A 21,668-nucleotide genomic window follows, 5' to 3' on the forward strand; every position below is an offset into this window, starting at 1 on the left:
CTGCCTCTATCAAATCGGATTGGCGGTCCCCGAGCGCCCGAAGGCGCTCGGATTGGAAAGGTCGGTCACCAACCGGGCTCGCTGAGCGACGTCCGGCTCGAACAGGCCGCGTAGGACCCGCAGGCCGTCGAAAGGGCGCCCTGCGTCGAGAAAATTTCGTGCCGTCGCGAGAGCGGACGCGACGCTCGGATCGGCGCAGCGGTCGAGATAGGTCCATTCCACCGCGTCGTAGGCCGACCGGACCCGTTCGGCATTCTTGGGGTCGATCAACATCGCCTGCGCGATGAAGTAGAGTTGCCGGATCGGCGTGGTCGCCTCCTCGGCCTGCAGCACATGGGCCTCGAGCAGGAACGTGGCGTCGTTGAGCAGCTCGATCGTCACCTTGCGGTCGACCCGCAGGACGGCACCGTTGATGAAGATCCGCTCGCGACCGCGCAAGCTGAGATTGATGGAGCCGCTCATCGCAGGCCGTCCCGGATCATCGTGTTGACGTAGATCAGGCTGTCGAAGCTGGACGCATCGCCGCGAATGATCTGATCGGTCTGGCTCATGTTCCAGAGACCGATCGAGATGAGGTCCGCGCGCAACTGGACGGCCAACTCGTTCTCGGGCTTCGCGAGGTCGTCGATGAGCAGACCCCACAGGCGCTGCACAAAGCTGACGGCCTCGGAGCGCGCCTCGGCCGGCGCATCGGGCGCGTCCGCCCGCTTCATCAAGTCGATAGCCCGGTCGAAGGCCGCGCGTTCGCGCTCCCGGGCCAGGGAGGGCGAGTCTTCCATAATTTCCGCGTAAGACGCGCCATACATCGCAGATTTTGCCTCTTCGTAGAAAGGAAGACCGACCGTGACGACTCAGTATCCTCGTCGTCGCAGCAACCCGCTGCAAACGATACACAGATGATGCGTCAAACGTAGTCGATGAGGTTGAGCTTCCTGATCTGGCTGGTCAAAGAATAAGAGATTTGGAGCTGGGTCGAGAGGTTGTCGAGACGTGTCTTGGCCTCCGCCTGATCAACACCTTCAAGAGAGTTGATGCCGTCCGTCATGATGACCTTCTGGGCTTCCTTCTGTTTGCCCAGGGTCGTGATCCGAGCCTCGACGATGCCGAGATTCGCCTGAATCGCGGTAACATCGACCGTGGCGTGACCGGCAATGTCGCGCATTTTTTCGTAGACGACAGACTGCGTGTCTGGGCTCAGGCTCGCCAGACCGATATCGGACCCTATCGTGTACAGCATCGCCAATTGCCGAAACGCTTTGGTGTTGGCGCTTACGGAAGTCGTTGCGGTTTCACCCGGCCCAATGTCATCGCGAATATTTGTGTTCGATGCCTTTGACCAAGTGTTGCCCCATTGTGGATCGGCAAACAGATTGGCGACCGGGCCGTTGAGGAAGCTCTGCATCTGCGCGGGGGTGATTTGGGTTGCTCCCGGCTGAGTCCCCGGGGCGAAGCCGAACGTGGTCTGAAAGGCTTGCGCGAAGGCGGTCTTTGCGGCCGATGTCGGGAAGGCTTCGTAATCTGCAAGCGGGCGCTGTGCAGTATTGATTCCGGAGAACAGGAATTGACCCGCGGTCGATGCATTCATCTGCCCGACGAACGCGGAGAGCTTCGAGGCTGCCGCCTGGGCGACGACGGACCCGCTCGCATCCGTCAGCTTTCCCGGCGCAATGAGCGCGAGAAACGCCTCGCCGTCCGAGCGAATCTGATTGAGCGCGCTCTGACTGTCGGCGAGTCGAACGGTCGTCAGATCGTTGCGTGCTTTCTGCGCAGTGATGTCGTCGAACTGCTGCCGCAGATCGAGAGCGATCCCAGTCTTGTAACCCAGTTCGAGGCCGATATCGGCGTAGCGACCTTTGTCAACCTCGATGTTCGCCTTGGCGATGCCTGCCTGCAGGCGAGCCATGTCCGAGCGCGTGCTGTTCAGCAGCGTCGCTGTGGAGATGAAATTCGCTTTCATAATGCTACCTCACCGCATCGAGAAGAGTCTGCAACATCGCGTTGACCGTCGCGAGGAGCTTGGCGGAAGCAGCGTAGGACTTTTCAAGTTCAAGCATGGTCGCCACCTCCTCGTCGCGGTTCACTCCAGTCGCGTTGGAGAGTGCGTTCGAGGCGCTGTCCAAGAAGGCCGATTCGTCATCGACCCGCTTCGAAGCCTCCTTGCGGGTCGCTTCCAGCCAACTCGCAGAGGCGCCAGCGGCCGTCAGCAGCGAAGCCGAAGCCGGAAGTTCGCTATCTGATGGGAAGGGCCGCTCAGCCCCGAGTGCGGATTGCAGCGCGCGCAGGTGGTCGGAATACGAGGCCGCGTTGGTGTCGTTGTACTTGTACTGCGTCCCAGCATTCATGCCGCCGTCGCGCAAGGTAAACGGATTACCGCCCAGCTCCGGATCCGCCTTGGCATTGACTTGAATGGAACTTGCCAGCCCGGTCGTAACGGTTGGAAGCCCGGTATTGCCGGCATTGGTGAATAGACCTGCCAACGACGTTCCGGTCGTCGATGTCTTGTCCGTCTCGGCGAAAGCGTTGATCAAGCCGCCTGCAATCGCATCGAGCTGCTTCTGATAGGTAACCGTGGCCTCGTCGCGCACCGTCATCAACCCGACGATGCGTCCGGATTGAAGCGGCATCATCGAGCCCGCGCCGGTCACCGGGATGCCGTCAATCAGGACCGCATTGCCCTTGGTGCCTGCGGCGAAGGTCGAGGTCGACGCGAAGGTCACGGGGCGAGCGAGCCGGTCGAACAGCGGCGCGCCATTGTCCGCGTAGATCGCCATGTCGTTGCCGGCCCGGACGGCCGTGTGGATACCCATTTCTTGAGACAGTTGCGCGAGGATCTTGTCTCGGTTGTCGAGGGCGTCGCTGATATCGGCTCCGGTTGCCGTTCCGAACACCACGGCCTTGTTGGCCTTATCGAATTGGCCAAGCAGGTCGTTGATGGTCGTGACGGATTTGGCGACGGCGTCGTCTGTGTTCTTACGCTCTTGCTGGATCGTCGCGCTCGCCTGGTTCAGGGTCCACGCTAGATCTTTCGCGGCGGAAACAGCGGCCTTGGCTAGATTCAGGTCGTCGGGCTTGCCTGCGGCATTTGCGAGGGCCACTTTCACGGCGCCGATCTTGGCGGAAATGGAGCGACCTGCTTCGGTGTCGCCGACGGTCTCCTCCAGGCTTTTAAGACTTTTAAGGATCTCGGTGCGGCCCGCGAGCTCCGATGTGCTGCGGATCATCTTATCGAACAACAGCGTGTCGCTGGCGCGGTTGATGACAACCCGGACGGGTCCTTCGGTCGTGATCAGCGACGCGATCTTGCGCGAATAGGCTGGATCGTTGACGCCCGCGATGTTGCGCGACACCACGCCGGTTTGGGTGGCGTTCGCCTGCAACGCGCCGCGCGCGGCCTTCGTGGCTACAGAGAGGCTCATTCCCGGTCTCCTTCCGCCGCGCGTCAGCGCTTCAGATTCACGAGGGTCTCAAGCATCTCAGTCCCAGTCTGGAACACCTTCGAGTTGGCGCCGTAGCTCGTCTGCGACTCGATCATCGTGGCCAATTCGTTACCGAGATCGACGTTCGAATCCTCGAGAGAGTGCGATTCGATCGACCCGCGACCGCCGACATTGGCGAAGTTGATCTCCGGGGTTCCCGATTCGGGGGTGACCTCGAACACGTTGCCAGAGCGCGGGGTCAGGTTGTCGGGGCTCGCTACGGTCGCAAGCGGGATGCGGAACGCTGCGGCTGTCTGGCCATCCGCATAGACCGCATAGACCGTCCCGTCTGTGTCGATCGCGGCATGGTCAACGTCTTGGGCCGAGTTTCCATCAGTGCGGCCTTTAAGCGAAAATTCGGCCGCCAGCTGCGTCAGGTTTGCAAAATCCATCTTGAATGGTTTGCCGTTAGGAACATTAAAGCTCAATGATGATGCGCTGGTCAACTTACCAGAAGAGTCAAACTTCAAATCCGTCGGTGCGGTGCCGGTCATCGGGGTGTTTTTATTGTGATCGTAGGCAGCAACCTTCCAGTTGCCCGTAGAATTCTTTACAAAATAAAGATCCACTTGAAACGGGTTTCCGAGATTGTCGTACGCGACGAAACTCGTCGCCGACGTGTAATTTTTGTCGCTCGGGTCACCGGTTTTATCCGGTGCGTTGCTGTCGAGGTTGCCCTTGTCGACGCGACCGGCGGTGCTGGGATTGGCTTTCATAGCCATTGAGGCGAGGTTGACCGGCACCAGCCCATTGAAGCTGTTCATGGACAGGATCGGGGTGCCGGAAGCCAGGCTGTAACCCTGCAGATGCATGCCCGCCGCGTTCACCAAGTCGCCCGTTCTCGCATCAATGACGAAATTCCCGGCGCGCGTGAGCGCGCTCTTGCCGCCCGCATCCTTGACAACGAAGAAACCGTTCCCGCTGATCGCAACGTCCGAAGCGCTTGTCGTTGCGGTCACGTTCGACTTGCTGCTGATGTCGTGCCGGACGACCGTCGTCACACCGCCGGAGTCGTAGGATCCGCTTCCGGACTCCGTCAAAAGCGAAGAAAATTGTGTCGATCCGCGCTTGTAGCCGACTGTATTTTGGTTCTGGATGTTGTCTGCCACGACCCCGAGGCGGTTAGTCTGGGCATTCATCCCGGAGACGCCGCTGTTGAGCACACCATACAGACCCATGACACGAATCTCCGTTGTTGAGCGATCTTGATGAACTTCAGATCAGGAGTCGCTTGCGCGAAGCTTTCGATGCTGCAGCTAGACGCTCAGCGATCCGGATCTTGCTGGACGGATCATCCTTCGTGGCGCCGCCCCGCACCTCATCCCCCCGCTCGCAGCGCGTTGGCGAGATCCAGGAAGGCGTCGAGGCTTTGCGGGTCGCTCGGATCCTGCCGCAGGGCGGCGTAGATCTTCGGGACCAGGGCCACGGCCTGGTCGAGCTCCGGGTCGGTCCCCGCCTGGTAGCCGCCCATCAGGCGCAGGTCGCGGGAATCCTCGAAGCGGGCGATCAGGCTCTTGAGCGTGCGCACGAGCTCGCGCTGCTGCGGCGTCCAGACCAGGTCGGCCAGGCGGGAGATCGAGCCGAGCAGGTTGATCGCCGGGTAGCGGCCCTGGTCGGCGATGGCGCGATCCAGGACGACGTGGCCGTCGAGGGTGCCGCGGATGCTGTCGGCCACCGGATCGTTGTGGTCGTCGCCGTCGATCAGCACCGAGAAGATGCCCGTGATCGTGCCGCCGCCCTCGAGGCCCGGCCCGGCCCGCTCGAGCAGGCGCGGGAGGTCGCCGAACACGCTCGGGGGATAGCCCCGCGCCACCGGCGGCTCGCCGGCCGCCAGGGCGACATCCCGGGCCGCGTGGGCGAAGCGCGTCACCGAGTCGAGGATGAGCAGCACCGACTGGCCCTGATCGCGGAAATACTCGGCCACCGCGAAGGCGAGCTTCGGGGCCTGCCGGCGCATCATCGGGCTCTCGTCCCCGGTGGCGACGACCACGACCGCGCGGGCGCGGCTCTCCTGGATCGGCCCCTCGAGGAACTCCCGCACCTCGCGCCCGCGCTCGCCGACCAGGGCGACGACCACGGTGTCGAAGCCGGAGCACCGGGCCAGCATCGACAGCAGCGTCGACTTGCCGACCCCCGATCCCGCGAAGATGCCGATGCGCTGCGCCGCGCAGAGGGGCGTGAACAGATCCAGGGCCTTCACGCCGGTCTTCAGCGGCTGGTCCACCCGCGAGCGGCGCATCGCCGGCGGCGGGCTGGCGTCGAGCGGCACGGGCTGGGTACCCTTGGGAAGGTCGCCCGCCCCGTCGATCGGCCGACCGAGCGCGTCGATGACCCGGCTCTTCCAGGCCTCGCAGGGCCGGGGATCGAACGCCGTTACCCGATAGGCCAGGGATCCGAGGCCGGCCTCGATCCGGGTGTCGAACGGCTTGAGGATCACGCCGTCGCCGTCGATCCGGACGACCTCGCCATCGATCCGCTGGTCATCCGCCTCGATCTGCATGCGGTCGCCGAGCTTCAGCAGGGGCAGGGTGATCTTGATGCGGCAATGGCCGAATCCGATCTCGCTCACCGAGCCGCCGACCCTGATGACCGGGTGTTCGCCCCGGTCCTCGAGGGCGAGGGCGAGCTGATCGAGCGCGTTCATGGAATTCTCCGGAGCCCCTGCCCCGGGCTATGCATTGGCAGCGGGCGGCGCAGCTCTGCAGTCATGTTTCGAACGGCCATCCGGGCCGACGTCGCCCCCGGCGGGCGTGCCGTCCTGCCTCGCGCAGGACAGGCCTCGGAACAGTGAGGTTTCAAAAGGTCCGTGACCTTTTGCGGGTCCAGGGCAGAGCCCTGGTGCCCCAGGGGCGCCCCTGAATCCCTCAGCGGGCTGAACCCTCTGGGCACGCCATCCGTCCCAGAAGGACGACGATCGTCGGGGCTCCGTCCGCCGTTTTTTAGGAGGCCGGACCGAGGCCGCGGATCGCGCTCTGCAGCGACGATTCCGTTTCCGCCACCGCGGCGGCCGCGCCCTCGAAGGTGCGGGTGATCATGATCAGCCGCGACATCTCCATGACCGGGTTGACGTTGGCCCCTTCCTGGAAGCCCTGCTGCACGCGGACAGCCGTCTCGCCCCGCTGGTTGAAGTCGAGGATCGGGGTGCCCGGCCTGTCCGAGGAGACGGCGTTGCCGTCGACGCGGGTGAGCGTGGCCGCGCTGTCGAGGCGGAAGACGCCGAGCGCCCCGATCTGGTTGGTCCCCTGCGAGATGATCCCGTCCTGGCCGATGGTGATCGGCGGCCCCTCGGGATCGACCGTGATCGGGGACCCGCCCGGATCCAGGACCGGCCGCCCGTTCAGGTCCTGAAGGTCGCCCGCGGCCGAGATCTGCATCCGGCCGTCCCGCGTATAGACCAAGCCCGACCGGCCCCGGACGGCCAGCCAGCCGTCGCCCTGGATACCGACGTCGAGGGGGCTGTCGGTCTTGTTGAGCGGGCCGGCCTTGCGCGACAGGAAGGTCTCGCCCGGCGTGGCGAAGGCCACGTCGCGCCCGCCCGCCTGGGACAGGATCGTCTCGAACTTCACCTCCTCCGCGCGGTAGCCAGCGGTTCCGAGGTTGGCGACGTTGTTCGCCACCGTGTTCAGGCGTTGTTCGAGGGCGACCTGGGCGGACAGCGTGACGTAGAGCGAGGATTGCATGTTACCGGCCTCCGAGCCGGATGGATTGGAGCTTCAGCAGCATGTCCGAGTCCAGGCCAGAATTTGTACTATTAAAAAGTGCGAGGGCTGGTGTGGATGGCGGGTTATTCTGAACATCCCACATGTTTGTGAAGCGCTTGATGAACTGATCAAGCTTTTGCGGGTCGCGAAGGCTGGAGATATCCAGCTTACGCTGGATCAGCTTGGCTTGCGCTTCGACGCTGCCCTTCGCTGCCTCAGGCGGCAGGCCAAGCGCGGTCCGGACAACTTGAGCCAAGGCCGGATCGGCGAGCAGACCATAAGCAGACCTGACGCTCGGCGCTTTGCGCTGGAAGTACAGGGCGAGCCTCACGCCCTCGTTCTCGTTCCCAGAATCCGTTTCGAGCGTCTGCCGGATATAGGCGTCCACCGTGGCTGTGCGGGCCTCGCTGCGTTGGGAGGTGAAGCGGTCGAGGAACTGGCTGAGCTTCCTGGGATCCCGGAGGGACGCGACATCGAGCTTGCTCGCAACCAGCTTGGTCTGCGCCTCCAACCCCTTCGCTGTCGCTGTGGACAAGCCCAGCGTGCTTACGACCACTCCGAATAGCACCGGATCGCTGGCAATGTCCTTGGCGCTATTCACGGCGCTCATCTTTGCCTGAAAATATTGAGTCAGCTTGCTGATTTCTGCGTCGGAGTCCGCGTAAAGTCCTGCCGGCCGGAAGTACGGGTCGACGACAGACTTGCGACCCTTGAGCCGCTCGGCCGTGAACTGATCGATGAGCTGGCGGAAACCCTCGCCGTCCTGAAAAGCTTCTGCATTGAATTTGCTTTTGATCTGTTCGGCTTGCGTAAATTTGTCATCCTCAGGATTGGCCGGGGGCAGGCCAACCGCAGTCCGGACGAAAGATGAAACTTTCCAGTCACCTACGATGTCGTCAATAGACGACATGTAGGGCTGCATCGTTCGAATATAATCAATTTGGGAAATGGTGTCGTTGTCATAGGCGAATCGCCGCTCCAGCGGCGTCTTGTTGACGCCGGCAGCATCGATCATGGACTGGATATCCGGATCGTCTGAGTGCTGCGGTATGCTGGGGTCTTGACCGTAGCCCTTGAAATTGAACGCTGCCGCAAAATCCCGGTACCGCTCGTCCTGTAGCCGATCTGCCAGAACATGCCCGTTGACGTCAGGCTGGCCGGATAGAACTTTCTTCATGAAACCTTTAGACGGGATCATGTCCTCCAAGCCGTAGGCCTTCATCGCAAACGTATAGAGTCGATGATCCGCCATAAAATCATCGAGCGTTTTGACCTTGCCTATATGATCAGTAAAATATTGTATCTCACGCTTCGTTTCCGGCTGGGAAGCGGTGCGGTGGAGGGTTTTAGATAAATCTGTGATCTTGGTTTTATAGTCAATGAAGGTCGAAAGCATGTGGCGAATCCTTCATCTTGCGGATTTCCGGATGCTAGGCGCTTTGGCTTGCCTGAACCTTGTTCGCACCGGAATCCCCGGAAGAATGCTCAAAGACCGCATGGTTGTGCCAGACACTACTCCAGCCTTACGCAAGCATGCCGGTCTAGGCCCGTCGGCATCGACTGGAACGATATCAGGACGCCGCGCGTGGGTGTTATCTTAGGCTTGCTGATCGCGATCAGCTGTGTCGGCGGTGGGTTCGCGGCCATGGGCGGCCATCTTGCCGTGATCTGGCAGCCCTTCGAGTTCATCATCATTGGGGGCGCGGCGCTGGGCGCCTTCGTGGTCGCCAACCCGATGAAGGTGGTGAAGGATACCGGCGTCGCGATCGTGGATGCGGTTCTGACCCGGGTCCCGAAGCAGGAGGATTACCTCGCGCTGCTCGGCCTGCTCTTCGCGCTGACCCGGGAATTGCGGTCCAAGCCTCGAAACGAGGTTGAGCCGCATCTGGAGAACCCGGAAGAATCTGAGATCTTCAAGGCCTTCCCGAAGGTGACCCGCGACAAGGAGCTGACGCTGTTCATCTGTGACTACGTGCGCCTCATCCTCATCGGCAATGCGCGCTCCTACGAGATCGAGGCGCTGATGGAGGAGGAGATGGTCACCCATCGGCGCAATATGCTGAAACCATATGGTGCCCTCACCAGCGTCGCCGATGGGCTGCCGGCCCTCGGCATCGTCGCGGCCGTCCTCGGCATCGTGAAGGCGATGGGCGCCCTCGATCAGTCGCCGGCGCTCCTGGGACATCTGATCGGCGCGGCCCTGGTTGGCACCTTCAGCGGCATTTTCGTCTCCTACAGCGTCATGGCTCCCCTCGCCAGCAAGGTGAAGACCACGCGCGAATCGCAAGGGCGCGTCTACATCATCGTGAAGCAGACATTGCTGGCCTACATGAACGGCGCTCTGCCGCAGATCGCTATCGAGCATGGCCGAAAGGCGATCTCCGCCAATTATCGACCGACGATCGACGAGGTCGAGAACGCGACGATCACGAATTCCTCGCGCGGCGAGGCCGGCCTACGTGAGGCGGCGTGATGTTGGACAGGCAACAGGTCACAAGCGATATCCGGGATCGACTGCTTGACGCCGCGGGCCTCTCGCTCGACCGGCTGCCGATGCTGCACGTGATCCTGGACCGGGTCGCGACGTTCAGCTCCGAGCAACTGCGCCATTTCGCGGCGTCGCCCGTCTATTTCTCCTTGAGCAACGTGGAGAGCCAGCGCTTCGGGGACATCCTCGAACCCTACGAGGCCAACGCCATCGCGGGCATCTTCCAGGCGCCGGAATGGGACAGCCACATCCTGGTCGGCTTTGACCGCGATTTCGTCTTCACCATGGTGGAGGTGCTTCTCGGGGCCGACGGATCCGAGCCTCCGCTCGACGAGGAGCGCTCCTTCTCCGCTATCGAGATGCGGATCGCCCAGCGCATCTTCGAGCAGATCGGCAAGGCGCTGCAAGCCGCCTTCGCCCTCGTTGCGGATACGCCGTTCAAGCTCGAACGAACGGAATTGCGAATGGATTTCGCGGTCATAGGCCGGCGGAATAATCAGGCCGTTGCCGCGAAGTTTGTCCTGCAGGCGCTCAATCGCGGCGGCGAAATGTTCATCGTCATCCCGCAATCCGTCCTCAATCCCATGCGCCAGAGCTTGGCCCGGATCCTGGTGGGAGAAAGCACGTCCCGGGATTCCCGCTGGACGCGACAGATTGCCAGCGAGGTGCAGAAGACCCCGGTGACCCTCAAGGCAATTCTCGAGGAGAAGCCGCTGACCCTTGGTGAGATCGCCAACTTGGAGGTCGGCCAGGTGCTGGAACTGCGGGCGACTCCGAACACGCAGGTCAAGCTCGAAGGAAACAATCGTGAGTTGTTCTGGTGCGATGTCGGTCAGCGGGATGGAAACATTGTGCTGCGCGTCGACCACTTCATCGACCAGGACCAGGAGTTTATCGATGATGTTCTCGCTCGCTGAGTCTCTTTTGTTCGCGGCCCTGGTCGCGACAACCGGCTGCCTCGTCCCGATGTATATGCGGTTGAAGCGTCTGGATCGGTACCATGCTCAGTACCGGGACATGATCGATTGGAGTGCCTGTGCCATGGTCGGCGCGAGCAACGCCGTGCAGGCCTTCGCTCAAGAGGGGCGGACCGTCTTGGAGGATCTCAGCAGCGAGATCGAGTACGCGAAGGCGGCCCTAGCCGAGTTGAAGGCGGAGCGGCTCAGGCTGACATCGTCAGTACAGACTATCGGGGACGCCCGTGATCCTGCGGTCGGCGGCCTGCCGAGCGTCTGATTCTATTTGCCGATGCGCACGGGGCGTCGGCGATTCTTGCGCCTTCGCAAGGCGACCGTAGCCCGATCCGAAGTCGCCGCGTCTGGGCTACGGTTGAGATTGCGCCGGTCCTGATTTCCTCAAGGAGCCCTTAATGTCATCCTCCTCAGACCTTCCGGACGCGGAAGCCGACCGTGGTTCCAGCAGCGGTCACAGCGAAAGTCTGTTCGCGAAGATCGAGGCCCAAGCCCAGGAGCAGCGGGCGCGGGACGAGCAAGCCGGCAGCGGCCGGAACCTGGATTCGATTCTCCGGATCCCGGTTCTGATGCAGGTGGTCCTCGGGTCGGCGACGATGCCGGTCGCGAACCTGATGAAGCTCGGACGCGGGGCGATCGTCCCGCTCGACCACCGCGTCGGCGAGCCGGTCGATGTCGTCGTGAACGGTCGCGTCATCGCCCGAGGCGAAGTCGTCGTCGTCGAAGATGATAACTCGCGCTTCGGCGTGTCGCTGACCGAGATCGTCGGTCCCGCGACGGCCGATGCCAACAGCTGACGGGACACGTCGTCATGGCCGTCGGCCCCGTCACCAAGGTCGCGCGCGTCCTGAGCCCCGCCGAGGAGGTTGCAGCCGTCCTCATCGCGATGAACAAGACGACGGCGAGTCGTTTGGTCAAGTATTTCGATACGGCCGAACTGAAGCAGATAACCCGCGCCGTCGCGCAGCTGGGACCGGTCTCGCGGATACAGCTCGAGAACATCATCGACGCAGTGACCGCATTCTTCTCTGACGGGGCGAACCTGATCGGGACGGCCCGTGAGATGGAGAAGTTGCTGGAAGGCAACCTGCCGCCCGAGCAGATCGCCAGCATCATGGCGGACGTCCTCGGCCAGGGCGAGCGCTCGATCTGGGACCGCATCTCGAATGGGTCGGAGACTGCCCTGGCAGCCTATCTGCAGAAGGAGCATCCCCAGACCTCGGCCTTGATCCTGTCGAAGGTGAAGCCCGCCTGCGCCGCCAAGGTCATGGCCCAGCTTCCGGCCCCCCTACGGAACGGCATCATGCGCCGGATGCTGGCGTTCAAGCCGATCGTCGATTCCGCCATGAAGATGATCGAACAGACGGTCCATGATGACTTCATGATCAATCTGGCGCGCAACGCTGGTGCGGATACCCACGCGCGCATGGCCGATATCATCAACAAGATGGAGCGGCAGGGCATGGAGGAGGTCCTCGATAACCTTGCTCAATCGCGCCCCAAGTCGGCGGAAATTCTCAAGAGCCTGCTCTTCACCTTCGACGACATCATCAACATGACGCCCCGGGCGCGCACGGCCCTGTTCGATCAGATCCCGCCGGAGAGGGTTATCCTGGCGCTGAAGGGTACCAGCGGCACGCTGCGCAATGTTGTGCTGGGCGCCCTGACTGCCCGAACCCGGCGCCTCGTCGAGCACGAACTCGAGGGCGGCGAGCCGGCCTCCCAGCGCGACGTGCTCGAGGCGCGCCGCTCGATCACCGACCAGGCCCTGGAGATGGCCTCCCGCGGCGAGATCGAGCTCAACCAAGCTGAGACGGAAGACACCTTCTTCAGCTGAACGGATCGGGTGGGATGTCGGACGACGACAAGGAGAGCAAAACCGAGGCCGCGAGCGAGAAGAAGATCAGCGAGGCGCTCGAGAAGGGCAACGTCCCCTTCTCCCGGGAGGCGCCGGTCTTCGCCTCGATCGTGGCGACGCTCCTCATCCTCGTCTTCGTGGTGCGGGATCACGGCGCCCCGTTCGTCCGGCAGATCGCCCTGCTCCTCGAGCAGCCGCGCAGCTTTTCCCTGGAGAACGGTCAGGATGCCGAGCAGCTTCTCGTGGCCCTGGCCTTCGCGATGTGGCGGCTGCTGCTGCCCATGCTGGTGATCTTGATGGCGGCGGGACTCGCCGCCTCGGTGTTCCAGAACGTGCCGCGCATCGCGGGCGAGCGCATCCGGCCGCAATGGTCCCGCATCTCGCCCGCCAGCGGGTGGAATCGACTTTTCAGCGTTCCAGGATATATCGAATTTGGGAAAAGCGTCCTCAAATTCCTGGCCATCGGCGGCGTCGTGTTCATGATTCTGCGCGCCGATCGACACGAGATCGTGAATATCATGTTCGTGGATCCGATCGGCCTGCCCGAGCTGCTGTTGAGCTTGTCGGTCCGGCTGGTTTCTGCCGTCAGCGTCGCGACGATCGCCCTGGTTGCGGGCGATCTGGTCTGGACGCGCGTGAAATGGCAGCGCGATCTGCGGATGTCGAAGCAGGACCTGAAGGACGAGTACAAGCAGACCGAGGGCAATCCGCTGGTCAAGGCGAAGATGCGCTCGATCGCGCAGGACCGGCTGCGCAGGCAGATGATGGCGGCCGTCCCCCGGGCCACGATGATCCTGGCCAACCCGACCCACTACGCCATCGCGTTGCGCTACGATCAGGCGGAGAACGACGCGCCCATGGTGTTGGCCAAGGGGAAGGATCTGCTCGCCCTGCGCATTCGCGAGATCGCCGAGAAGCACCGGATCGATATCGTGGTCGACAAGACCCTGGCCCGGGCGATGTACGACAACGTCGAGATCAACCAGGCGATCCCGGCGGAATTCTACCGAGCGGTCGCCAACCTCCTCGTCTACGTGATGACGCGCAAGAAGCGCTGAGCGCGCCGCCGAGAGGGGGACCCGCTCGGCGGCGCCTGGCCGATCCGGCCTGGCCGCGCTTTGCCTCGCGACGGAAGCGGTGCAGCACGAACTCGGTGTAGCCGTTCGGCTGGGCCCCGCCCTCGAAGACCAGCGCCTCGGCGGCCCGGAAGGCCGGCCCGTCGAAATCCGGGCCCATCGGCCGGTAGGCCGGATCGCCGGCATTCTGGCGATCGACGATGCCGGCCATCCGGCGCAGGGTTTCGGCGACCTGGGTGCGGTCGACGATCCCGTGGCGGAGCCAGTTGGCGATGTGCTGGCTGGAGATGCGCAGGGTGGCGCGGTCCTCCATCAGCCCGACATCGTGGATGTCGGGCACCTTCGAGCAGCCGACGCCCTGATCGATCCAGCGGACCACGTAGCCGAGGATGCCCTGGCAATTGTTGTCGAGCTCCTCCCGGACGGCCTCCGGCGCGAACGGCTCCGTGGCGAGCGGCAGGGTCAGCATGGCGGCCCGGGTCGCGGGCGCCCGGTCGCGCAGCTCCGCCTGGCGGGCGCGCACGTCGATCCGGTGATAGTGGAGCGCGTGGAGCGTGGCCGCGGTCGGGGACGGGACCCAGGCGGTGTTGGCGCCGGCTTCGGGATGGGCGCCCTTGGCGTCCAGCATCGCCGCCATCCGGTCGGGGGCGGCCCACATGCCCTTGCCGATCTGCGCGTGGCCCGGCAGCCCGCAGGCCAGCCCGGCATCGACGTTGCCGTCCTCGTAGGCCTGGATCCAGGCGGTGGCCTTCATGGCATCCTTGCGGACCACCGGGCCGGCCTCCATGGCGGTGTGGATCTCGTCGCCGGTCCGGTCGAGGAAGCCGGTATTGATGAAGAACAGGCGGTCGGCGGCGGCGGCGATCGCGGCCCGGAGGTTCGCGCTGGTGCGCCGCTCCTCGTCCATCACGCCGATCTTCAGGGTCCGCGGCGCCAGCCCGAGCAGCGCCTCGACCCGGCCGAACAGCTCCACCGCGAACGCCACCTCGTCGGGGCCGTGCAGCTTCGGCTTGACCATGTAGACCGAGCCGGCGCGGCTGTTGCGCCGGGCGCCCTTGAGATCGTGGAGGGCGATCAGCGCGGTCACCGCCGCGTCGAGCATCGTCTCGGGGATCTCGGCCCCGTCCAGCGTCACGGCGTCCGTATACATGTGGTGCCCGACATGGCGCACCAGCATCAGCGACCGGCCGGGCAGGGTCAGGCGGCCGCCGTCGGGGGCCGTGTAGGTCCGGTCCTCGGCGAGCCGGCGCTCGAGGGTGCGGCCGCCCTTGGGCAGGCGGGCGACGAGGTCGCCGCGCATCAGGCCGAGCCAGCTCCGGTACACCGCGACCTTGTCGGCGGTGTCCACGGCGGCGACGGAATCCTCCATGTCCATGATGGTCGAGAGGGCGGATTCCAGCACCACGTCGGCGATGCCGGCCGGGTCGGTGCGGCCGATCGGGCTGGTCCGGTCGATCCGGATCTCGATATGCAGGCCGTGATGGCGCAGCAGGAGGGTCTGGGGCGCCTGCGCGGCGCCGCAGAAACCTGCGAGCGCGGTGCCGTCCCGCAAGGCGGCGCTTCGGCCGCCGCCGAGCGCGACGGCCAGCGCGCCCGCATTCACGGCAAAACCCGTGGCCTCGGCCCAGGTCCCGCCGGCCAGGGGCACGGCCGCGTCCAGGAACGCCTTGGTCCGGGCGACCACGGCGGCGCCGCGGGTCGGGTTGAAGCCCTGGCCGGGGGCGAGATCGCCGTCCTGCGGGATCGCGTCGGTGCCGTAGAGCGCGTCGTAGAGGCTGCCCCAGCGGGCATTGGCGGCGTTGAGGGCGTAGCGGGCGTTCGAGATCGGCACCACGAGCTGCGGGCCGGCGATCTCGGCGATCTCCGCGTCCACGTCCGCGGTGGTGACCCGCACCGAATCGGGCTCCGGCTGCAGGTAGCCGATCTCGGCCAGGAACGTCGCGTAGGCCGCCGGATCGTGCGGCGCGCCCCGGCGGTCGCGGTGCCAGGAATCGATATCGGCCTGGAGCCCGTCGCGCCGGTCGAGCAGGGCCCGGTTGCGCGGCGCGAGATCCCGGAGGATCGCCGCGAAGCCCGACCAGAACGCGTCCGCGTCCACGCCCGTCCCGGGCAGTGCCTCCTCGGACAGGAAGCGGCGGAGGTCTTCGGCGACGACGAGGCCCGACATGGCGATCCCCTGGGCTGGCGCGCGCTTTGAGAAAAACTTGAGCGGCGCGTGAAGAATCTTTGACGACCCAGCGATAGAGCCCTTGGCTCGCGCGAAAAAGGCGCCAAAAGGGATTTGATTCTTTCCGCTCCGTTGAGAATGCAGGTCCGACCACCCATGCAGGACCACAGCGACCTGGAGATCTTCGCCCGGGTGGTCCGGGCCGGCAGCCTGACCCAGGCCGGGTCCGAGCTCGGCCTGTCGGTGGCGGTGGTCTCGAAGCGGCTGAAGCGGCTGGAGGAGCGGCTGGCGGTGCGGTTGCTGCACCGGACCACGCGGCGGGTGGCGCCCACCGATGTCGGCCAGGAATTCTTCCAGCGGATCGCCCCGATCGTCGACGCCATCGCGGAGGCCGAGACCCTGGTCTCGCAGCGGGCCTCCCGGGCCCGGGGGACCCTGCGGGTGACGGCGCCCAGCTCGTTCGGCCGGCTGCACATCGTCCCGCACCTGAGCGCCTTCTTCGCGCTCCATCCCGGCCTCGTCCTGAACCTCGAGCTCAGCGACGATTTCGAGCCGATCGTCGAGCGCGGCTACGATCTCGCGATCCGGGTCGGCACCCTGGAGAGTTCCGGGCTCACCGCGGTGCGCCTCGCCCCGGTGCGCCGGGTCCTCTGCGCGCGGCCCGGCTATCTCGACGCGGCCGGGCGCCCCGCCGGCCCCGACGACCTGCGCAACCATGTCTGCCTGGCCACCGAGAACCAGAACCCCTGGCGCCTGGTCGGGCCGGACGGGCCCTGCACGGTCAGCGCCGCCGGGCCGCTGCGCACCCATTCCAACGAGGTGGTGCGTGAGGCGGTGATCGGCGGCCTCGGCATCGCCTTGCGCTCCACCTGGGACGTGCACGCGGAGCTGCGCAGCGGCCTGCTGGAGGTGGTGCTGCCCGCCTACACGGCCGCGGCCCAGGCGGGCATCTACGCGGTCTATCCGAGCCGCGCCTTCGTCCCGGCCAAGACCCGGGCCTTCATCGAATTCCTGAAGCGCTCCTACCGGTCGAGCGCCGCCTGGCCGGAGCCGTGAGGCGCCCTGCCCGGCTCACCGGCGGGCGGCCGGATTCGTACGTCGCCGGATGTGACGCGGGTCCCCTCTCCCGTGCGGGAGAGGGACAGGGTGAGGGGTGCGACTTCTCCGGAAAGTTCGGGTCCCTCACCCCAACCCTCTCCCGCACGGGAGAGGGGGCGCGTCGCGGCCTGCACACGCCGATGTTCGCACGCCTCATTGGCTTCAAGCGCTTGAAGGGACGTGCGTTTTCCCCTCCCCCTTGCGGGGAGGGGTCAGGGGTGGGGGTGGTGCCGGATGGGGCGGAGCGGTGCCTTCTGCACCACCCCACCTCCAACTCCTCCCCGCAAGGGGGAGGAGAGCGCGTTCCGCCCGTCACGAACGACGTCCCCTGCCCTCACCCGGCCATCCGTAGCCGGCTCACTGCGCGAAATCGGGATCGGTGCGGGCCAGCATCCGCTTGAACGCCGCCCACTCGTTGTCGGGGACGCCCTGGACGGCGATGCGATCGTAGCCGGCTGCGTATTGCCCGGCGGTCTTGGTCGCGATGGCGGCGGAGGGGCGGGTGATCGGCGCGCCGGCGGCCTGGATCGCCAACTGCGCCCGGCACGAGCGCTCCAGGTTGTGCATCAGCTTGAACGCCTCGCCGACCGAGCGGCCGCAGGTCAGCAGCCCGTGGTTGCGCAGGACCATGACCGGCTTGTCGCCGAGATCGGCCACCAGCCGCGCCCGCTCGTCGAGGTCGAGGGCGATCCCCTCATAGGCGTGATAGGCGAGCCGGCCGGCGAACTGCATCGACCACTGGTTTAGGGCGAGCAGCCCCTCCTCCTGGCACGAGACCGCCACCCCCGCGACCGTGTGGGTGTGCAGCACGCAGATCGCGTCGTGGCGCGCAGCGTGTATGGCGCTGTGGATCGTGAAGCCGGCCGGGTTGATGTCGAGCCCCATCGGGTCCTCGAGCACGCGCCCGTCGATATCGACCGTGACGAGGTTCTGGGGCGTCACCTCCTCGAAGCGCATCCCGTAGGGGTTGATCAGGAACCGGTGGCCCTCCCCCGGCAGCCGCGCCGAGATGTGGGTGTAGATGCTGTCGTCGAGGCCGAGCCGGTGGATCAGCCGGTAGGCCGCCGCCAGGTCGACGCGCATCGCCTGGATCGCGTCCGGGTCGGCCTCGCGGTCCGGGGCGCTGGAATGGGCGGCTGCGATCATGCGACGGCTCCTGGCTCGGTGAGCGAGATCGCCGACAGGGTGCACCAGGGGCCGCGTGCCGGCAATGGATCGGGGCCGGTCGATGGAGGCCGGGATTCACAAGGTCCGGGACCTTGTGCGGGTCCAGGGCGGAGCCCTGGTGTCGGGCTTCGCCCGATGATCAGGGGCTCCGCCCCCGAACCCCGCCAAAGGGCTCAGCCGTTTGGGAACCCCTTCTTCGGCCCGGCCGACATCTTGACAATGTTCCTATTTTGTGCTCATGGTCTCTCGCCTGCCGCGACGCGTCGTGAGACGTCTCGGGGCGCCGGTCCGGTCAGCCGCCGGGTCGGCGGCGGTGGGCCGGTGCCTGCGTCTGCCGTCGGCTGCGGCAGGCCCGGGCGCGGGAGCACGACACCCCCCGGCTCGGGCTGGGCGGCGGCCGGCGGAGGAAATGCCAATGGCCGTTCAGAGGCCTGACGGCGACCCTGTCCTGGGCGGTGCGGCGGTTCTGCGGCGCCCTCTACTACGAGGGGGCGTGCGACGAAGGCTCGCTCGGAAGCGCTGAGGGGCGATGAGCACCTCGGGACTGGAACTTAGCGCAGGCGGGCTCCCGCGTGACGGACACCGGACGAAAAGACGGATCTGGATGCGTGGCCGGCCGTTTGGCGGCGGCGCCTTCGATCCGCGGGACGCCGGGAAGCCGGCTCTTTGTGCAACGTTGCGTTCGGGCTTCGCGGCGTCCCGCGTCACCCCGGTTGCGACTGGGTGTTTGGGCCATGCGCCCGGCGGTTTTCCGCGCGGGGCCGATGACGCGTGTCGAAAGCCTTTGAGGCCCCGGAACTCCAAACCATCCCCCTCATCCTGAGGCGCTTTCGCGGAGCGGAAGCCTCGAAGGAGTCCTCCAGGGATCGCGCGGCCGGCTGGAGGTCTCCTTCGAGGGCGACGCTTCGCGCCGCCACCTCAGGATGAGGGGATGGATGGGACGGGTGGGATCGGCCGCCCCCGCTCAGAACGTCCCGGGATAGGCCCCGCCGTCCATCAACAAATTCTGGCCGGTGATGAACCCGGCGTGCTGGCTGCACAGGAACGCGCAGGCGGCGCCGAACTCGTCCGGGCGGCCGAAGCGGCCGGCGGGGTTGTCGCGGGCCCGGGCTTCGAGGAACGCCTCGACGCTGGTGCCGGCCTTGGCGGCGCTGGCGGCGGCGTTGCTGCGGATCCGGTCGGTGTCGAACGGGCCGGGCAGGAGGTTGTTGATCGTCACGTTGTGCCGCACCGTCTGGCGGGCGAGGCCGGCCACGAAGCCGGTCAGCCCCGAGCGGGCGCCGTTCGACAGGCCGAGATGCTCGATCGGCGCCTTCACGGCCGCCGAGGTGATGTTGACGATCCGGCCGAAGTTCCGGCCGATCATGCCGTCGACCGTCGCCTTGATGAGCGCGATCGGCGCCAGCATGTTGGCGTCGAGCGCCCGGATCCAGGCGTCGCGGTCCCAGTCGCGAAAATCCCCCGGGGGCGGGCCGCCGGCATTGTTCACCAGGATGTCGGGCTCCGGGCAGGCGGCGAGCGCGGCCTCCCGGCCGGCCTCGGTGGCGATGTCGCCGGCCACCACGGTCACCGCGGCGCCGGTCTCCCGGCGGATGGCCTCGGCGGTCGCCTCCAGGGTCTCCCGGGTGCGGGCCGTGATCGTCACCGCGACGCCCTCCCGGGCGAGCGCCAGGGCGCAGCCCCGGCCGAGCCCCTTGCTGGCCGCGCATACGAGCGCCCGGCGCCCGCCCAATCCGAGATCCATGGATGCCTCCGAGAACCGGCCCTCGCCGCAAGGGCCTCCGTGCACGTGATAACGCGCCGGGCCGCGATCCGCGCAACGTGCGAAGATCGGGCGCTGATCTCAGTCATAAGCCGGAAGGAGTACTGAACTCGATGCGATGGGCCTGATTGACCGAGGATGGAGGTGGCGATGACCGTATTCCAGTCTCCCGTTCTCGGCTTCATCCTGTGCACGCTAACGGCTGGACTGGCGGCGGCGCAGCCATCCGTCACCGGAACGGGCGGCGATCCGCTCTCCACCGAGACGGCGCCCAACACCACCGCCCTCGGACAGACCAAGCCGCCGAGCCGGGCCGCCAGCCCGGCCTCGACCAGGCCGATCGAGCGCCGGACGCCGCGTCAGGCTGCGGACGACGCGATCAGCACCCGGATCTGCATCGGTTGCCGGCCGGATCCCGGCAGCACCGGCTCCCTGCCCGAGGCCGGCCCGGCGCCGGCCAAGCGCGACGTCCAGCTCGACGAGCTCCGGACCCTGGCCGAGCCCCGGCAGCAATCCGACCTCGACACCCTCCCCCTGGCCTCGGCGCATCGCGAGCGGGCGCGCTCGGCGCAGGAGAGGACCGACGGCCTCTGGCAATCCTGGCTGGTCTCGGTCTGCGACGGCTGCGGCGACCAGAAGCCGGCCCGGGCCCTGCGGCTCGAGGATTGGCCGAACCGGCAGGCCGCCGCGGCCCCGGGCACGGCCGACCGCACGGCATTGTCGGCCCGGGTGCGGGCCGCCGACATCGCCCCGCACCGGAGCCTCGCGGTGGACCTCTCGCCGGAGAACATCACCCACATCCGCCGCATGCCCTGAACGGGCCGGCAGCGCTTACCAGGTGCGCAGGTCGCGCGGTGCCACCGTTTCCGGCAGCTCCTCGAGGGACGGGGCGACGAATCCGGCCCAGAGCAGGGCGGCGACGCCGGTCAGGAGCGGCGCGGTGATGCTGAGAACGAGGCTGAGGGTCACGGCGGCCTGCGCGATCGACAGTTTCGAGTTGATTGAATGCAGCATTCATGGACGAGAATGTGTTTTCGCCGCATTAAGATGAAGGGTCATTTTGAGGCGGACTGATAAAACCGTCCACGGATGGCCGCGGCCCGGCGCCGAGGGCCCGCACAGTCCCTGTCTTCGATACGGCGTTCGGTGCTGTCAGTCGGGCGTACCAAGCAACCGGATGGACAGCCCACCTCTCAAATGGGTCCTGGGACGGGAACGACAGACGATCGATCGGATTTTCGTCAAAGTGTCGGGATTCCCAGAACATTTCGGTTTCATGGCCAAGAATTCATGCAGATTCCGCCCCTCGACCAAGTTGTCGAGCTGCAATATCCATTGTCGGGTATTGAGATGTCGAGTCGAGCAGCCATGAACAGATTGCGTGCCATCCTTGTCGGCGTCGCCCTGGCGGCGGTGCCGCTCGCCAGCGCGAACGCGATGCCGATCCTCGCCGACCCCGGGGGCGGGCCGTCCGTCACGCTGGTGGCGGGCGGTTGCGGTCCCGGGGCCTGGCGGGGGCCCTGGGGCCATTGCCGGAATACGCCCTATGTCGGGCGGCTTCCCGGCGGCTGGTATCAGGCCCGGGCCGGGAACGGCTGCCCGCCCGGTTACTGGCGTGGCCCCTGGGGCCATTGCCGCAACACGCCGTATCATGGCCGGCTGCCCGGCGGCGGGTTCCGCTAGAAGACGCTGCGTCCGCGCCGGGTTCCCGAGACTTCGGGCCGCTCCCATCCGGGGCGGCCTTTTTCAGGTCCGGCCTCCGGAGCGCGGGGGTACCGGCGAGGCGGGCGAGCAAGGCTCCCCCTCCCGCCCCGCCGGTACTGGCCTGCGTGGGGGTACGCAGGTCAGTAATCTACGCCTATCATTCCGGCTATGGAGTTGCCAATCAGCGGTTTATACCGATC

At 65.9% G+C, this 21,668-nt stretch carries 21 protein-coding genes; 9 read left to right on the forward strand and 12 right to left on the reverse strand.

Annotated elements, in window-relative coordinates:
* Nucleotides 1-9: 9 nt before the first annotated feature.
* The 8 genes from flbT to BMZ47_RS23145 all read right to left on the reverse strand — a co-directional run bounded on the left by flbT (nucleotide 10) and on the right by BMZ47_RS23145 (nucleotide 8,573).
* Complete coding sequence (gene flbT, locus BMZ47_RS23110; RefSeq protein WP_091864377.1) at nucleotides 10-462, reverse strand: flagellar biosynthesis repressor FlbT; 453 nt, start codon at nucleotides 460-462, stop codon at nucleotides 10-12.
* Nucleotides 459-806, reverse strand: a complete 348-nt coding sequence (gene flaF / locus BMZ47_RS23115) for a flagellar biosynthesis regulator FlaF (protein ID WP_091864378.1) — start codon at nucleotides 804-806, stop codon at nucleotides 459-461. Before flaF ends, flbT begins: the two co-directional genes overlap by 4 nt.
* Before the next feature lie 98 nt (nucleotides 807-904).
* Entirely contained in the window at nucleotides 905-1,957 is a 1,053-nt protein-coding gene (locus BMZ47_RS23120; protein WP_091864379.1) for a flagellar hook-associated family protein, read from the reverse strand.
* A 4-nt stretch (nucleotides 1,958-1,961) separates the two neighbouring features.
* Nucleotides 1,962-3,416: a flagellar hook-associated protein FlgK gene (gene flgK / locus BMZ47_RS23125; RefSeq protein WP_091864380.1), complete on the reverse strand. Its 1,455-nt coding sequence runs from the start codon at nucleotides 3,414-3,416 to the stop codon at nucleotides 1,962-1,964.
* Between the two features lie 23 nt (nucleotides 3,417-3,439).
* Nucleotides 3,440-4,654, reverse strand: coding sequence for a flagellar hook protein FlgE (locus tag BMZ47_RS23130; protein WP_091864381.1), 1,215 nt, complete (start codon nucleotides 4,652-4,654; stop codon nucleotides 3,440-3,442).
* 140 nt (nucleotides 4,655-4,794) lie between these two features.
* Entirely contained in the window at nucleotides 4,795-6,120 is a 1,326-nt protein-coding gene (gene fliI / locus BMZ47_RS23135; protein WP_091864382.1) for a flagellar protein export ATPase FliI, read from the reverse strand.
* 295 nt (nucleotides 6,121-6,415) lie between these two features.
* The gene (gene flgF / locus BMZ47_RS23140; RefSeq protein ID WP_091864383.1) at nucleotides 6,416-7,156 is read right to left on the reverse strand and encodes a flagellar basal-body rod protein FlgF; all 741 of its coding nucleotides are present in this window, start codon (nucleotides 7,154-7,156) and stop codon (nucleotides 6,416-6,418) included.
* 1 nt (nucleotide 7,157) lies between these two features.
* Complete coding sequence (locus BMZ47_RS23145) at nucleotides 7,158-8,573, reverse strand: DUF1217 domain-containing protein (RefSeq protein WP_091864384.1); 1,416 nt, start codon at nucleotides 8,571-8,573, stop codon at nucleotides 7,158-7,160.
* A 189-nt stretch (nucleotides 8,574-8,762) separates the two neighbouring features.
* Here BMZ47_RS23145 and motA point away from each other — a divergent pair, with 189 nt between their 5' ends.
* From motA to flhB, 6 genes are all read left to right on the forward strand, one after another.
* Nucleotides 8,763-9,650, forward strand: a complete 888-nt coding sequence (gene motA / locus BMZ47_RS23150; protein ID WP_091864385.1) for a flagellar motor stator protein MotA — start codon at nucleotides 8,763-8,765, stop codon at nucleotides 9,648-9,650.
* On the forward strand, nucleotides 9,650-10,582 hold the full coding sequence (locus BMZ47_RS23155) for a flagellar motor switch protein FliM (protein WP_091864386.1): 933 nt from the start codon (nucleotides 9,650-9,652) through the stop codon (nucleotides 10,580-10,582). Before motA ends, BMZ47_RS23155 begins: the two co-directional genes overlap by 1 nt.
* The gene (locus tag BMZ47_RS23160) at nucleotides 10,563-10,901 is read left to right on the forward strand and encodes a hypothetical protein (RefSeq protein ID WP_244536916.1); all 339 of its coding nucleotides are present in this window, start codon (nucleotides 10,563-10,565) and stop codon (nucleotides 10,899-10,901) included. The genes BMZ47_RS23155 and BMZ47_RS23160 overlap by 20 nt, the downstream gene beginning before the upstream one ends.
* Nucleotides 10,902-11,034: 133 nt before the next feature.
* Nucleotides 11,035-11,433, forward strand: a complete 399-nt coding sequence (gene fliN / locus BMZ47_RS23165; RefSeq protein ID WP_208601094.1) for a flagellar motor switch protein FliN — start codon at nucleotides 11,035-11,037, stop codon at nucleotides 11,431-11,433.
* A 14-nt stretch (nucleotides 11,434-11,447) separates the two neighbouring features.
* Complete coding sequence (locus BMZ47_RS23170) at nucleotides 11,448-12,473, forward strand: flagellar motor switch protein FliG (RefSeq protein ID WP_091864387.1); 1,026 nt, start codon at nucleotides 11,448-11,450, stop codon at nucleotides 12,471-12,473.
* A 14-nt stretch (nucleotides 12,474-12,487) separates the two neighbouring features.
* Nucleotides 12,488-13,552: a flagellar biosynthesis protein FlhB gene (gene flhB / locus BMZ47_RS23175; protein WP_091864388.1), complete on the forward strand. Its 1,065-nt coding sequence runs from the start codon at nucleotides 12,488-12,490 to the stop codon at nucleotides 13,550-13,552.
* Here the strand turns inward: flhB and BMZ47_RS23180 are convergent.
* Nucleotides 13,473-15,737 carry a malate synthase G gene (locus tag BMZ47_RS23180; protein WP_244536917.1) on the reverse strand — a complete coding sequence of 755 codons (2,265 nt, stop codon included), beginning with the start codon at nucleotides 15,735-15,737 and terminating at the stop codon, nucleotides 13,473-13,475. The genes flhB and BMZ47_RS23180 overlap by 80 nt on opposite strands.
* Nucleotides 15,738-15,893: 156 nt before the next feature.
* Here BMZ47_RS23180 and BMZ47_RS23185 point away from each other — a divergent pair, with 156 nt between their 5' ends.
* Nucleotides 15,894-16,793, forward strand: coding sequence for a LysR family transcriptional regulator (locus BMZ47_RS23185; RefSeq protein WP_091864389.1), 900 nt, complete (start codon nucleotides 15,894-15,896; stop codon nucleotides 16,791-16,793).
* Nucleotides 16,794-17,192: 399 nt separating this feature from the next.
* Here the strand turns inward: BMZ47_RS23185 and BMZ47_RS23195 are convergent, their stop codons facing one another.
* Both BMZ47_RS23195 and BMZ47_RS23200 read right to left on the reverse strand, forming a co-directional pair.
* Nucleotides 17,193-17,981 (reverse strand): class II aldolase/adducin family protein, encoded by a 789-nt coding sequence (locus BMZ47_RS23195; protein WP_091864390.1) that lies wholly within the window; start codon nucleotides 17,979-17,981, stop codon nucleotides 17,193-17,195.
* 985 nt (nucleotides 17,982-18,966) lie between these two features.
* Nucleotides 18,967-19,746, reverse strand: a complete 780-nt coding sequence (locus BMZ47_RS23200; RefSeq protein WP_091864391.1) for an SDR family oxidoreductase — start codon at nucleotides 19,744-19,746, stop codon at nucleotides 18,967-18,969.
* A gap of 168 nt (nucleotides 19,747-19,914) precedes the next feature.
* Between BMZ47_RS23200 and BMZ47_RS23205 the strand changes: the two genes are divergently transcribed.
* Entirely contained in the window at nucleotides 19,915-20,580 is a 666-nt protein-coding gene (locus BMZ47_RS23205; protein ID WP_091864410.1) for a hypothetical protein, read from the forward strand.
* A 15-nt stretch (nucleotides 20,581-20,595) separates the two neighbouring features.
* Here BMZ47_RS23205 and BMZ47_RS23210 read toward each other — a convergent pair whose 3' ends face one another.
* A complete protein-coding gene (locus BMZ47_RS23210) occupies nucleotides 20,596-20,778 on the reverse strand; it encodes a hypothetical protein (RefSeq protein WP_091864392.1) in 183 nt (60 codons plus the stop codon).
* A 354-nt stretch (nucleotides 20,779-21,132) separates the two neighbouring features.
* On the opposite strand from BMZ47_RS23210, the gene BMZ47_RS23215 reads away from it, so the two are divergent.
* Nucleotides 21,133-21,447 carry a GCG_CRPN prefix-to-repeats domain-containing protein gene (locus BMZ47_RS23215; RefSeq protein ID WP_200905711.1) on the forward strand — a complete coding sequence of 105 codons (315 nt, stop codon included), beginning with the start codon at nucleotides 21,133-21,135 and terminating at the stop codon, nucleotides 21,445-21,447.
* Nucleotides 21,448-21,668 lie beyond the last annotated feature (221 nt).

This window comes from Methylobacterium brachiatum (genome assembly GCF_900113845.1).
GTDB classification, from domain to species: Bacteria; Pseudomonadota; Alphaproteobacteria; order Rhizobiales; family Beijerinckiaceae; genus Methylobacterium; species Methylobacterium brachiatum.

Excerpts from the sequence above, each read along its gene's own strand:
- flbT (WP_091864377.1), bottom strand. The coding sequence starts at position 462 with ATGAGCGGCTCCATCAATCTCAGCTTGCGCGGTCGCGAGCGGATCTTC.
- flaF (WP_091864378.1), bottom strand. The coding sequence starts at position 806 with ATGTATGGCGCGTCTTACGCGGAAATTATGGAAGACTCGCCCTCCCTG.
- BMZ47_RS23120 (WP_091864379.1), bottom strand. The coding sequence starts at position 1,957 with ATGAAAGCGAATTTCATCTCCACAGCGACGCTGCTGAACAGCACGCGC.
- flgK (WP_091864380.1), bottom strand. The coding sequence starts at position 3,416 with ATGAGCCTCTCTGTAGCCACGAAGGCCGCGCGCGGCGCGTTGCAGGCG.
- BMZ47_RS23130 (WP_091864381.1), bottom strand. The coding sequence starts at position 4,654 with ATGGGTCTGTATGGTGTGCTCAACAGCGGCGTCTCCGGGATGAATGCC.
- fliI (WP_091864382.1), bottom strand. The coding sequence starts at position 6,120 with ATGAACGCGCTCGATCAGCTCGCCCTCGCCCTCGAGGACCGGGGCGAA.
- flgF (WP_091864383.1), bottom strand. The coding sequence starts at position 7,156 with ATGCAATCCTCGCTCTACGTCACGCTGTCCGCCCAGGTCGCCCTCGAA.
- BMZ47_RS23145 (WP_091864384.1), bottom strand. The coding sequence starts at position 8,573 with ATGCTTTCGACCTTCATTGACTATAAAACCAAGATCACAGATTTATCT.
- BMZ47_RS23155 (WP_091864386.1), top strand. The coding sequence starts at position 9,650 with ATGTTGGACAGGCAACAGGTCACAAGCGATATCCGGGATCGACTGCTT.
- BMZ47_RS23160 (WP_244536916.1), top strand. The coding sequence starts at position 10,563 with ATGATGTTCTCGCTCGCTGAGTCTCTTTTGTTCGCGGCCCTGGTCGCG.
- fliN (WP_208601094.1), top strand. The coding sequence starts at position 11,035 with ATGTCATCCTCCTCAGACCTTCCGGACGCGGAAGCCGACCGTGGTTCC.
- BMZ47_RS23170 (WP_091864387.1), top strand. The coding sequence starts at position 11,448 with ATGGCCGTCGGCCCCGTCACCAAGGTCGCGCGCGTCCTGAGCCCCGCC.
- flhB (WP_091864388.1), top strand. The coding sequence starts at position 12,488 with ATGTCGGACGACGACAAGGAGAGCAAAACCGAGGCCGCGAGCGAGAAG.
- BMZ47_RS23180 (WP_244536917.1), bottom strand. The coding sequence starts at position 15,737 with ATGTCGGGCCTCGTCGTCGCCGAAGACCTCCGCCGCTTCCTGTCCGAG.
- BMZ47_RS23185 (WP_091864389.1), top strand. The coding sequence starts at position 15,894 with ATGCAGGACCACAGCGACCTGGAGATCTTCGCCCGGGTGGTCCGGGCC.
- BMZ47_RS23195 (WP_091864390.1), bottom strand. The coding sequence starts at position 17,981 with ATGATCGCAGCCGCCCATTCCAGCGCCCCGGACCGCGAGGCCGACCCG.
- BMZ47_RS23200 (WP_091864391.1), bottom strand. The coding sequence starts at position 19,746 with ATGGATCTCGGATTGGGCGGGCGCCGGGCGCTCGTATGCGCGGCCAGC.
- BMZ47_RS23205 (WP_091864410.1), top strand. The coding sequence starts at position 19,915 with ATGACCGTATTCCAGTCTCCCGTTCTCGGCTTCATCCTGTGCACGCTA.
- BMZ47_RS23210 (WP_091864392.1), bottom strand. The coding sequence starts at position 20,778 with ATGCTGCATTCAATCAACTCGAAACTGTCGATCGCGCAGGCCGCCGTG.
- BMZ47_RS23215 (WP_200905711.1), top strand. The coding sequence starts at position 21,133 with ATGAACAGATTGCGTGCCATCCTTGTCGGCGTCGCCCTGGCGGCGGTG.